This window comes from Oscillibacter valericigenes, assembly GCF_021531435.1.
Taxonomy (GTDB): domain Bacteria; phylum Bacillota; class Clostridia; order Oscillospirales; family Oscillospiraceae; genus Oscillibacter; species Oscillibacter valericigenes_B.
In genome coordinates this window covers 1-11,836 of sequence record NZ_JAFBIS010000026.1, presented here as the reverse complement: position 1 = coordinate 11,836, position 11,836 = coordinate 1, and the positions used below count along the sequence as shown (strand labels likewise).

The following is an 11,836-nucleotide window of genomic DNA, read 5'->3' as shown; positions in this document are numbered from 1 at the left end:
GATCTGCGTTTGGCTGACATCATGTCTGCTGCCGCCTTTTCCAAACTGGACAAGAACCAGCATGCCAGCACAGAGTTCTAATGCGAATTGTTACTGTGCCGGACTGCGACTTCTGCGATATCATCGAGCTCTAAAGGAGGAAGATCATGATTGACTTTTCTAAAATTGAGCAATATCGGGAAAATAACCGTATTGAGGCGAAGAAAGCACTTGGTGGTCTGCCTAAGAGCATTTGGGAAACATACTCTGCCTTTGCCAACACCCACGGCGGCATTATCCTGCTGGGCGTGGAAGAATGGGAAGATAAATCTTTGCATACGGTGGATCTGCCAGACCCCGACAGACTCATCAAGGAGTTCTGGGATATCGTTAACAATCCCAACAAGACCAGTGTAAATGTCCTGTCCTCCAAAGATGTATTCGTTCAGGAGGTTGATGGCAATCATATCGTGGTTGTCAATGTTCCCCGTGCGGAACGCTCCTATAAACCGGTGTATGTGGACGGCAATCCACTCTGTACTTACCGACGTAACGTGGAAGGTGACTATCGCTGTACCAAAGAGGAATATCAGGCCATGGTGCGCGACGCATCCGTGAAAACGCAGGACATGCTCATTCTCAACGAAATGGACTTGACGGTGTTCAACAGAGAGAGCATCCGCAGTTATCGCCAGAGAATGCGCCTCTCCCGTCCTGGTCATGTGTGGGAAGCATTGGAGGATGAAGACTTTCTTCTGAAGCTGGGCGCTGTTGGTATCGGCTCTGATGGAAAGAAGCATCCCACTTCTGCGGGACTTCTTATGTTCGGCAACGAGTATGACATTGTGCGCGAATTCAATGCCTATTTTCTGGATTATCAGGAACAATATGATGCCGACACGAGATGGACCGACCGAATCATTTCTTCCTCTGGTGATTGGAGCGGCAATGTGTACGACTTCTACTTCCGCGTCTATAACAAGCTGATTCAGGACATCAAAGTGCCGTTTAAAATGGACGGCGGTACCAGAGTGGATGATACTACAGTGCATCAGGCTCTGCGCGAAGCGCTGGCCAACTGTTTGGTCAATGCCGATTATTACGGCAGGCAAGGTCTGGTCATTATCAAAAAGCGGGGCAGCATCACCATGGCCAACCCCGGCGGCTTTCGTATTGAGATCGATGCGGCAAAGAGCGGTGGTGTTTCTGATCCCCGTAACGGAGCCATGCTGAAAATGTTCAATCTGATCGATATTGGTGAGCGTGCCGGAAGTGGAATCCCGAATATTTTCCGTGTCTGGCGTGAGCAAAGCTGGAGAGAGCCGATTATCACCGAGTTTTCTGAACCGGATAGAATCGTATTGTCGTTATCGCTACTCAAAAAAGAAAATAGCGATAAAAAAGTAGCGATAAAAAGTGGTGATAGAGGAGTCACTGCAAAAACAGCATCGCAGAAAATAGCCATCCTTGAATATCTCACAGATCATGTTTCGGCAAAATGTTCTGATATTTCCAATATGCTGGGCGTGAAAGATGCAAGAGCGAGGCGGATACTCAGCGAGATGATTGCTGAAGGATCTGTTGTTGCAGATGGCGGCAATCGAAACCGCATTTATAAGCTGAAGGCATAAGGAGGAATGCGAAATGTCAATTCCCAAGTATGATGAAATGTATCGTGCATTCCTCGACTGCTTAGCAGACGGGCAGGCACATAAGTCCAAAGAAGTTAAGGATATTATTGCGGGCGTATTTGATATTTCAGCAAAAGAACGAGAAGAGATGCTGCCAAGCGGAAAGCAGCCGCTTTTCGACAATCGCATCGGCTGGACGAGAACTTATCTGAAAAAAGCGGGGCTGATACAAAGCCCTTCTCGCGGTGTTTATATCATTACGCCCATTGGCCTGCAAGTTCTTGCTGAAAACCCTCAAAAAATTGATAATCTTTATCTTCAGCGTTTTGAGTCATTCCGTGAGTTCCTTTCGCCCAATTCTGATGGAACAACTACACCAGCTCATGTGGCGGCACTGTCCAGCCAAACGCCGCAGGATATCCTCGATGATGCGTTCAAACGGATTAATGCTACATTGGTTGATGATATCTTGGCCGAAGTGATGAAACAAACACCATTATTTTTTGAACATTTAGTGGTAAAGCTTTTGACCCAGATGGGATATGGAGGCTCAGTTGAAAACGCTGGGACAGTAATTGGTCAATCTGGAGACGAGGGAATAGATGGAATCATCCGGGAAGATAAATTAGGATTCAGCCTCATTTACATTCAGGCAAAACGCTGGGACTGTGACAAGACAGTGGGCAGACCTGAGATCCAAAAATTCGTTGGTGCTTTAGCAGGACAAGGAGCAGCAAAGGGGCTATTTATTACAACAGCTAAGTTCACAAAGGAAGCACGCCAATACGCCGAGAAGCAGCATACTACCAAGATTGTTCTTGTTGATGGGCCCGCACTGGCAAAGTTGATGATTGAGTATAACCTCGGCGTATCTACCGAGGCTACGTACAGAATTAAGCGAATCGATACAGATTTTTTTGCCGAAGATATCGATTAGTTTTGCTTATTAACTTCCGATAATATCAATTTATCCGAAGCGCCGTTAAAGTTAGGAGGACGCACATGAAATCCAACTTTGAATTTCTCAATAGATACTGGCCAGCACTGGCTCAGATTGGTGCAGCAGCGGAGAGTTATGTGTATTCCGATCCCAACGCATGCCTATATAAGCTGGGTATGTTCGGTGAGCGTCTGATTCTTGAGATTTTTGCTTTCGAGCATATTAAAGAGCCAACTATTGACAACACCCACGCCAACCGGATTCGTCTACTGAAGCGAGAAGGCCTGATTCCCAAGAAAATTGACGACATCCTGTATGCGCTTCGCAAAACTCGTAACGATGCCGTACACGCTGGTGCTGACTCCGTGGAGGATGCAAAGACTCTGCTCTCCATGACCTATAACCTGGCCGTTTGGTTCATGGAGGTATATGGTGACTGGGGATATATTGCCCCTGCTTTTGTCATGCCCGAAAATGTGGCCCAACCGGACTATGAGGCTATCATCAAGGAGCAGGAAGAAAAGATCGCCGCGCTTTCTAAACAGGTGGAAGCCGTCTCTACTGCCGCATCCAACAAGACTTCGGATGAGCGGGCCGAGAAAGCTGAAGCTGTATCTGAGAGCATGAAACTCTCCGAAGCTGAAACCCGCTATCTAATCGATGAGCAACTTCGCAAATTTGGTTGGGAAGCTGACACCAACAGTCTGCGCTATTCCAAAGGCATCCGGCCTCAAAAAGGCAGAAATCTTGCTATCGCTGAATGGCCCACTGATTCTACGGTCGGCAAAAACGGCTATGCGGACTACGCCCTGTTCGTTGGGCTTAAACTTGTCGGCATTGTGGAAGCCAAGAAAGCAGCTATCGACATTCCCTCTGTGATTGACCACCAGTGCAAGGAATATGCCAAGGGCATTAAAGCCGAACACAAGGACTACGTTATCGGCCAGTGGGGTGCATATAAAGTCCCATTTGTCTTTGCGACCAATGGCCGCAAGTATTTGAAGCAGATTGAAACCAAATCTGGTATCTGGTGTCTGGATTTGCGCAATGGAGCCAATACGCCCAAGGCCTTGCAAGGCTGGATCAGCCCACAGGGTCTGATGGAACAGCTTGAGAAGGACATTGCCGCCGCCAACGCTGCGCTCCAGAACACCCCCTTTGATCTACTGCGCGATCCGGATGGATTGAACCTACGCAAGTATCAGATCAGCGCTATCGAAGCAGCGGAGCAGGCTGTCATTGACGGCAAACAGACTGTTTTGCTTTCCATGGCGACTGGTACCGGCAAGACCCGTACTATCCTTGGTATGATCTACCGCTTTATTAAGAGTGACCGTTTTAAGCGTGTTCTGTTCCTCGTGGACCGCACCGCACTTGGCGAACAGGCCGAGGATGTTTTCAAAGAAGTAAAAATTGAAGAATTGATGACCTTGGATTCCATCTACAACATCAAGGGGCTGGATGAAAAGGAAATTGATAAGGAAACCAAGATACATATCGCCACAGTACAGAGCTTGGTCAAAAGGATTCTCTATCCCGAAAGCGATACCATGCCCTCTGTAACGGACTACGATTTGATAGTGGTCGACGAAGCGCACCGTGGCTACATCCTGGACAAAGAAATGAGCGAAACGGAAATGCTCTATCGTAACCAGGACGACTATATCAGCAAATACCGCACCGTCATCGAATATTTCGATGCAGTGAAGATCGCCTTGACCGCAACCCCGGCGCTTCATACCACTGAGATATTTGGCAAGCCCGTCTTTAACTATTCCTACCGTGAAGCAGTCATTGACGGTTATCTGGTCGACCATGATGCGCCCCACAATATCCGCACCAAACTGCGTGTGGAAGGTATCAACTACCGGAAAGGCGAACAGCTTGCCATTTACGACCCGGTTACCGGTGAGGTACTCAACAGCGCCGAACTGGAAGATGATATGAAGTTTGAAATCGACAGCTTCAATCGCCAGGTTATTACGGAAAATTTTAACCGAACTGTCCTCGAAGAAATCGCCTGGGACTTCAATCCGGATGGTCAGGGAAAGGCCCTCATTTATGCTGTTGATGACAACCATGCTGACCTCATCGTAAAGATTTTGAAGGAAATCTACGCAGAGGGCGGCGTTGACAACGATACCGTCATGAAGATCACCGGAAGCGTGGCAGGCGGCAACAAGAAGAAAATCTCCGAAGCAATCAAGCGTTTCAAGAACGAGTCTCTGCCCAAAATCGTAGTCACCGTTGACCTCCTGACCACCGGCATTGATGTGCCGGAGATCACCACTCTGGTCTTCATGCGCCGCATCAAATCCCGCATCCTGTTCGAGCAGATGCTGGGCCGTGCCACCAGACTGTGTCCCGCTATCGGCAAAACTCACTTTGAGATCTATGACCCTGTGGGCGTGTATGAATCCTTACAGGATGTCAGTAACATGAAGCCGGTTGTCACCAATCCCTCTGCCAGCTTTGAGAATTTAATGAAAGGACTGGAAGTAGCATCCACCGATGAGCAGCTCGCCTATCAGATTGACCTAATCGTTGCCAAACTGCAGCGCAAGCGCCGCAATGTGAGTAAAGATGTGCTGGAGCAGTTTGCCTACCTTGCAGGTGGCAAGGATTTGGGTGCTTTTGCGGAACACCTCAACAGCAGTACTGTTAAGGAGGCCACTGCCGAACTGCTGAGTCACCGTGAGGCGTTCTCTGTGCTGGATCAGGACAAGACCCACCGCAAGCGCCCGGTTGTCATTGATAATCATGCGGACGAGCTGATTGACCACACCCGCGGTTACGGCGAAGGCCAGAAGCCGGAGGACTATCTGGAAGCATTCAAGGAGTTCATCAATAACAATATGAACGCCATTGCTGCACTCCGCACGGTATGCACCAAACCGTCCGAACTCACCAGGGAAGCCCTCAAGAGCCTAAAACTGGAGCTTGACCGCCATGACTTCACAGAGAAGCAGTTGAACTCCGCATGGAATGAGATGACCAATCAGGACATTGTGGCCGATATTATTGCTTTTATTCGCCAGCAGGCTCTTGGCTCTGCTTTGATTAGTCACGAGCAGCGAGTAAAGCACGCTTTTGCAAAGCTTCAGGTCAACCATGATTTCAATAAGACCCAGCTTGACTGGCTCAAGCGTATCGAAAAGGTGCTATTGGAAGAAAGCGTGCTGGATGAGCAGATTTTTGAAGTAGGCGCTTTCAAGAACGCAGGTGGATTTACCATCATTGACCGCCGTTTTGGCGGCAAACTACACGAGATCATTACGGAACTGAACGAGTATCTCTATGAAGATGGAGGAAGCATAGCGTGAACAATCAGGAAATCGTAGCAAAACTCTGGAATCTCTGCAATGTGCTGCGGGATGACGGTATTACTTATCAGCAGTATGTTACGGAACTGACTTATATTCTGTTCCTGAAAATGTGCAAGGAAACCGGTACCGAGGGAGCCATCCCGGAGCAGTATCGTTGGGACAAGCTTATTACCAAACAGGGCGTGGAACTGAAGAAGTTCTACAAGGAACTGCTGGAGCATCTGGGTGAGAATTGCACTGGCCGTGTCAGAGAGATCTATCAGGGCGCACAGAGCAACATCGACGAGCCTAAGAACCTGGAGAAGATCATCCAGACCATCGATCAGTTCGACTGGTATAGTGCCAAGGAAGAAGGACTGGGCAATCTTTACGAAGGCCTGTTGGAGAAGAATGCGACGGAGAAGAAGTCCGGCGCCGGACAGTATTTCACGCCTCGCGTTCTCATCAATGTCATGACCCGACTTATTGCGCCCCAGCCCGGTGAGCGGTGCAACGACCCGGCCTGCGGTACTTTCGGCTTTATGATCGCTGCTGACCGCTATGTCAAAGACCATACCGATGACCTGTTTGAACTACCTGTGGATCAGCAGGAGTTCCAACGTACTCAGGCTTTTTCCGGTTGTGAGTTGGTGCATGATACCCATCGTCTGGCTTTGATGAATGCCATGCTGCACGATATCAGCGGCCCCATTTATCTTGGAGATACCCTGTCCAACTTTGGTAAGGAAATGAAGGGTTACGATGTCGTCTTGACCAATCCGCCTTTCGGCACCAAGAAAGGTGGAGAACGTGCTACCCGTGATGACTTTACTTTCCCCACCAGCAATAAGCAGTTGAATTTCCTGCAGCACATCTACCGCAGCCTGAATAAGACGGGTAAGGCTCGTGCGGCAGTTGTTTTGCCGGACAATGTCCTGTTCGCTGACGGTGATGGTGAGCGCATTCGCCGCGACTTGATGGAGAAGTGCAACCTGCATACCATTCTTCGTCTGCCCACCGGCATTTTCTATGCTCAGGGCGTCAAAACCAATGTGCTGTTTTTCACCCGTGGCCGTGAGGACAAAGGTAACACCCGTGAGATTTGGTTCTATGACCTGCGCTCCGATATGCCCTCCTTCGGCAAGACCAATCCTCTGAAGGAAAACCATTTTGACGAGTTCGTCGAGTGCTATAAAGATGGCGACCTGTCCGCCCGCAACGAAACCTACAGTGCAGAAAATCCCAACGGCAGATGGCGCAAGTTTACCTATGAGGAGATCCTGGCCCGCGACAAGACCAGCCTGGATATCACCTGGATGAAGTCTGACAGCGGAACCGAGGATTACACCCTCTCTGAACTGCTGGATCAGATCAAGGAAAAGTCCGCCAACATCGCCAAGGCTGTGGCTGCTCTGGAAGAACTGATCGGCGAGGTAGATGAGTAATGGATACGAAAGCATTACGGCAAAAGGTGCTTGACCTTGCCATCCGCGGCAAGCTGGTTCCGCAGGACCCTAACGATGAACCGGCTTCTGTTCTGCTGGAGCGTATTCGCCAGCAGAAGCAGCAGATGGTCAAGGACGGCAAGCTCAAAGCCAAGGACATTAAGAACGATACCATTATCTTCGTCGGTGAAGATAATTTACATTATGAGAAGTTCGCCAACGGCAGCGTGAAATGTATTGAGGATGAGATCCCGTTTGAGCTGCCGGATGGCTGGGCGTGGGCAAGGATATTCTCTATTGCGGAAGACTTGCCTTATGGTACCGCAAAAAAATCTTCAGCTTCTGGTCGTATCGCAGTTCTGCGCATGGGTAATATTCAGGCTGGCGAAATAGACTACGGTGACCTTGTCTTTTCTTCAGATAATGATGACATAGAAAAATATACTCTCGAAAAGGGAGACTTGCTTTTCAACCGAACCAATAGTTCTGAATGGGTTGGCAAAACAGCGATATATCGTGGAAATATACCCGCAATTTATGCCGGTTATCTTATTAGATTACGGGCCTTTATCAATACGGAATATCTAAATGCCGTGATGAATAGCGATTATGCAAAAGCGTATTGCAATTCCGTAAAGACTGATGGTGTGAATCAGTCAAATATTAATGCACAGAAACTTGGTGCGTTCTTGACTCCCATACCGCCTTTCACCGAGCAAGTTAGAATTGCATCTAAGATTATTGAAATCCTTCCTGCCATTTCAGTGATTCAGGCAGAAAAGGGCCACATAGAAAATTTAGTTACCCAAACCAAAGCAAAGATTCTCAACCTTGCAATCCGTGGCCAGCTTGTCCCACAGGATCCTGCTGATGAGCCTGCTTCTGTCCTGCTTGAACGCATCAGGGCAGAGAAAGAAGAACTGATCCAGCAGGGTAAAATTAAGCGAGACAAGAAAGAATCTGTCATCTTCCGTGGTGAGGATAACTCTTATTATGCTATGATAGATGGAGTTTCTGTCGATATCGCTGAGTATTTGGGATTTGAATTGCCTGACGGTTGGAGCTGGATAACCTTAAAGGACATTGCTACGATTACTTCCGGAAAAACGCCAAAGCCAGATCAACTCAGCACCAACGGTTCTGTGCCTTACTTCAAGGTTGCCGATATGAGTACGCCGGGGAATGGGTTGTATTTGCAGTATGCAGATTGCTATATTAACGCTCTGTACTCTGGCCCCTTATTTGATGGTGGCTCATTCGTATTTCCCAAAAATGGCGGTGCTGTTCTAACGAACAAAAAAAGAATTCTTGCGAATGCGTCTGTAGTGGATTTGAACACGGGGGTATTTACTCCATCAAAACTATTGAATCAGGATTTTATTTTCTTTCTCTTTTCCTCTATTGACTTTTCTAAAATCCACAAAGGAGCCGTTATTCCCACGGTAGATTCCTCTGTAATAGGAAACTTGATTTACGGGTTACCTCCAATCGAAGAACAAAAACGGATCGCAAATACTATCAAAAGCCTTTTTGCTCAGGTGGAGCAAATTGAAAAAGCATTATCTTGACCAACAGCCGCCCTCGAAAGAAGGCGGCTGTTTCCTTTACCATGTGACGATTTTATCTACCAGAGCTTGCTGTTCGCTGGCAGTCCTACGAAGGTAGATGCGTGTAGTTTCAATACTCTCATGGCCCATTAGGTCAGCCAACAGAGCAATATCGTTGTACTTTTCCAGGAAATTCTTGGCATACCGGTGCCGAAAGGAGTGCGGATATACAACCTTTTTATCCAGTCCATATTTGTCTGCATAGTTTTTGAGCTGCTGTGATATTCCGCGGGTGGTGATGCGCTCACCATAGCGATTCAAAAACAAATATCCGGAGGAACGGTGTGTTTCCTCCAGCCATTCAAGAGTTTCCGTCCTTAACTTCTTGGGTATGTATAACCTGCGCAGTTTTCCGCCCTTGGTGTACAGGTCAAAGTAGCCGAGCTCCACATGCTCGATTTTGATTTGGATGAGTTCGCTGACACGCGCCCCTGTCGCAGCCAGATACCAGACCACAAAGTACCACTCCATGTTATCGTCTTTCTTGAGCTGCTTTTTTAGAAAGTTGTAGTCGGCGTTGCTGATCACATTCTCCAAAAAGTTTTTCTGTTGTACCTTCACTGACTTGAGTCGCAGCCGATCCTTGTGCAAGAATTCCAGATACTTGTTCATTGCCTGGATGCGCAGGTTGACGGTCTTGGGTTTGAAGAACTCCATCAGGTACCCTTTGTAGGCCAGCAGGTTTTCCTTGCTGATTCCATCATAGTGGACGTGATAAAAATCGACCGTCCAGAGATAGGAATGGATAGTGTTTTCCGAAAGATTGCTCTTTCTTAGGTGTTGCTCAAATGTTTCGTTTGTCCTCATAAAAGGCGCCTCCCAATAATATTTTTGCGAGTTTATCGCGCTAATATTATAGGGGAAATATGTGACTATCTCTTATTATGAGAAGATTGGTAGCAAGGTCGAAAATATCAGCGATGAAATACCTTTTGAATTGCCAGAAGGCTGGGCTTGGTGCAGAGGATATTCCTGCTTTGAAGGTATGGAAAGCATAAAGCCCCAGGGCGATTTTTTCGACTATATCGACATTAATGCCATCGACAATCGACTCCATCGCATCAAGGAAGCAAAGCACCTTCCAGTGCCTGATGCCCCAAGTCGGGCGAGCCGTGCTGTAAAAGATGGAAGTGTTTTGTTTTCGTTGGTCAGACCATATCTTGAAAATATTGCACTTGTTGAGGAGAAGCATAGCAACTGTATCGCATCGACCGGTTTCTATGTCTGCAACTCCAACGGTGTGTTTCTGCCCGAATTTATGTCTTTCCTGATGATATCGGGTTATGTAGTCAATGGTCTAAATCAGTATATGAAAGGAGATAATTCTCCGTCTATAAGCAAGGACAACATAGAAAATTGGCTCTACCCGGTACCGCCGATAGGAGAACAGCAAGCCATTTGCGCCAAACTGGAAACAGTGTTCACTCTGGTCGAGAATGTAGAAAAGAGCCTCAACTGAGGCCCTTTTCTATTTGATTGAGTTCAAAAAGCATTGCGTCAATCGCTTCAACAATTCTGCGTTGTTCAGATAACGGAGGAAGTGGGACAATAGCCCGCTTTAGCATATCCTGCGTAAGTTGATTGATAGCGGTGGAATTGCTATCATCGAATACACTTCTAAAGAAACTTGAACGAAGGTAATGCACGATAAACTCAAAATACTCTGTCCTATATATCGCCATGAATGCACCAAAGGATGCGGGTTCTCCCAAATCTGGAATTAGCGCACATTTACCTACAAGCGACCTGCTCCCATTTCGGGCACAAATCAAAATATCATTCTTCTGTGCAAATTGATTTTCTCTGACAGCGGTTTTAACACGAACCAAGTCGCTCAAGTCAACTTGGTCGTTAACGATGTTGCACGAACGCAAAACCATGATGCCACCTGGCTCTATATCAGTCGGACGATATGTGAGCCCAATGTTTGTTGTGCCAATCATAGAAAGATTGCACCACTCCCAACCATCAGGAAGCTCAAAAGGTAGCTGATTATCAAGGCAATGCAGTTTTCCATCAGCCATCTTCTCATAATAAGAGTTATCCTCACCACGGAAGATGACAGATTCCTTCTTATCCCGCTTAATTTTGCCCTTCCGGATGAGCTCTTCTTTCTCTGCCCTGATGCGTTCCAGCAGAACGGAAGCAGGCTCGTCAGCAGGGTCTTGCGGTACAAGCTGGCCTCTAATGGCGAGGTCGAGAATTTTGGCTTTGGCCTTTACTATATATTCAGCCAATGCAGCCTTATCATCTTCGATAGTAGAAATAACACGTTCGGCATCACCAGTGGCAGATATTATTCTATCGATTTGTTGGGTAGGAGGAATCGGGAGTAACACCTTTTGAAATTCATCGAAGTTTACATTCTCAACGGTTGTTCCTGACTTGGTGTATTTGAGCAACAATTGTGCCTCCATGGCTTTTAAACACGAATAGATATATTCTGCAAGCTGAGGCATGTGCAGGACAATGGCTTTCAGATCCTGATTGATTGTCGCGCATTCTTTAAGAATAGATACTGGCAATGTATGTCGTAGGATTCCGCTGCGAGTGACCAACAGCAATGTGTCGCGCTGATATATCTGCATTTGCTCGGCGCCTAATACACTCAATCGCAACTGCGAGGAAGTTATATATTTGCTTTTCATATCTTTGGATGTTATCCAAAGAACATCTCCACCCCAATATTCCAAATGAGAAGTTGAAGGGGTTTTCCCACCGGAAAATGCAGCAAGGTTTGACAAACGCTCCCACGCCCATCCCTCCGGGAGGTCAAATGGAATCTCATCCTTAATGCATTTTACGCTTCCGTCAGCGAACTTCTCATAATGTAAATTATGTACTGCGCTCAATTAATAGATTCCCAGTTTGTCGGACTATAGAAGTTCAGCAGAGTGATCTTCATTCTTTCGCGGGCGTCCACGAGGAC

Annotated in this window: 8 protein-coding genes; 6 read left to right on the top strand and 2 right to left on the bottom strand. The window is 47.3% G+C overall.

All coding sequences use genetic code 11. The features are described 5' to 3' along the window. Window positions 1-146 precede the first annotated feature (146 nt). From JQM68_RS11655 to JQM68_RS11635, 5 genes are all read left to right on the top strand, one after another. Entirely contained in the window at window positions 147-1,610 is a 1,464-nt protein-coding gene (locus JQM68_RS11655) for an RNA-binding domain-containing protein (protein WP_235223176.1), read from the top strand. 13 nt (window positions 1,611-1,623) lie between these two features. After that, window positions 1,624-2,547 carry a restriction endonuclease gene (locus tag JQM68_RS11650; protein WP_235223175.1) on the top strand — a complete coding sequence of 308 codons (924 nt, stop codon included), beginning with the start codon at window positions 1,624-1,626 and terminating at the stop codon, window positions 2,545-2,547. Window positions 2,548-2,612: 65 nt separating this feature from the next. Further along, window positions 2,613-5,873 carry a type I restriction-modification system endonuclease gene (gene hsdR / locus JQM68_RS11645; protein WP_235223174.1) on the top strand — a complete coding sequence of 1,087 codons (3,261 nt, stop codon included), beginning with the start codon at window positions 2,613-2,615 and terminating at the stop codon, window positions 5,871-5,873. After that, window positions 5,870-7,300: a type I restriction-modification system subunit M gene (locus JQM68_RS11640; RefSeq protein WP_235223173.1), complete on the top strand. Its 1,431-nt coding sequence runs from the start codon at window positions 5,870-5,872 to the stop codon at window positions 7,298-7,300. The genes hsdR and JQM68_RS11640 overlap by 4 nt, the downstream gene beginning before the upstream one ends. Then, complete coding sequence (locus JQM68_RS11635) at window positions 7,300-8,868, top strand: restriction endonuclease subunit S (RefSeq protein WP_235223172.1); 1,569 nt, start codon at window positions 7,300-7,302, stop codon at window positions 8,866-8,868. The genes JQM68_RS11640 and JQM68_RS11635 overlap by 1 nt, the downstream gene beginning before the upstream one ends. Window positions 8,869-8,904: 36 nt before the next feature. Here JQM68_RS11635 and JQM68_RS11630 read toward each other — a convergent pair whose 3' ends face one another. Beyond that, entirely contained in the window at window positions 8,905-9,714 is an 810-nt protein-coding gene (locus tag JQM68_RS11630) for a tyrosine-type recombinase/integrase (protein WP_235223171.1), read from the bottom strand. Window positions 9,715-9,775: 61 nt separating this feature from the next. Here JQM68_RS11630 and JQM68_RS11625 point away from each other — a divergent pair, with 61 nt between their 5' ends. Further along, window positions 9,776-10,366 carry a restriction endonuclease subunit S domain-containing protein gene (locus JQM68_RS11625; RefSeq protein WP_235223170.1) on the top strand — a complete coding sequence of 197 codons (591 nt, stop codon included), beginning with the start codon at window positions 9,776-9,778 and terminating at the stop codon, window positions 10,364-10,366. Here the strand turns inward: JQM68_RS11625 and JQM68_RS11620 are convergent. Then, entirely contained in the window at window positions 10,359-11,759 is a 1,401-nt protein-coding gene (locus JQM68_RS11620) for a restriction endonuclease subunit S (protein ID WP_235223169.1), read from the bottom strand. The two genes, JQM68_RS11625 and JQM68_RS11620, sit on opposite strands and share 8 nt — an antisense overlap. Between the last annotated feature and the right edge of the window lie 77 nt (window positions 11,760-11,836).

Excerpts from the sequence above, each read along its gene's own strand:
- JQM68_RS11655 (WP_235223176.1), top strand. The coding sequence starts at position 147 with ATGATTGACTTTTCTAAAATTGAGCAATATCGGGAAAATAACCGTATT.
- JQM68_RS11650 (WP_235223175.1), top strand. The coding sequence starts at position 1,624 with ATGTCAATTCCCAAGTATGATGAAATGTATCGTGCATTCCTCGACTGC.
- hsdR (WP_235223174.1), top strand. The coding sequence starts at position 2,613 with ATGAAATCCAACTTTGAATTTCTCAATAGATACTGGCCAGCACTGGCT.
- JQM68_RS11635 (WP_235223172.1), top strand. The coding sequence starts at position 7,300 with ATGGATACGAAAGCATTACGGCAAAAGGTGCTTGACCTTGCCATCCGC.
- JQM68_RS11630 (WP_235223171.1), bottom strand. The coding sequence starts at position 9,714 with ATGAGGACAAACGAAACATTTGAGCAACACCTAAGAAAGAGCAATCTT.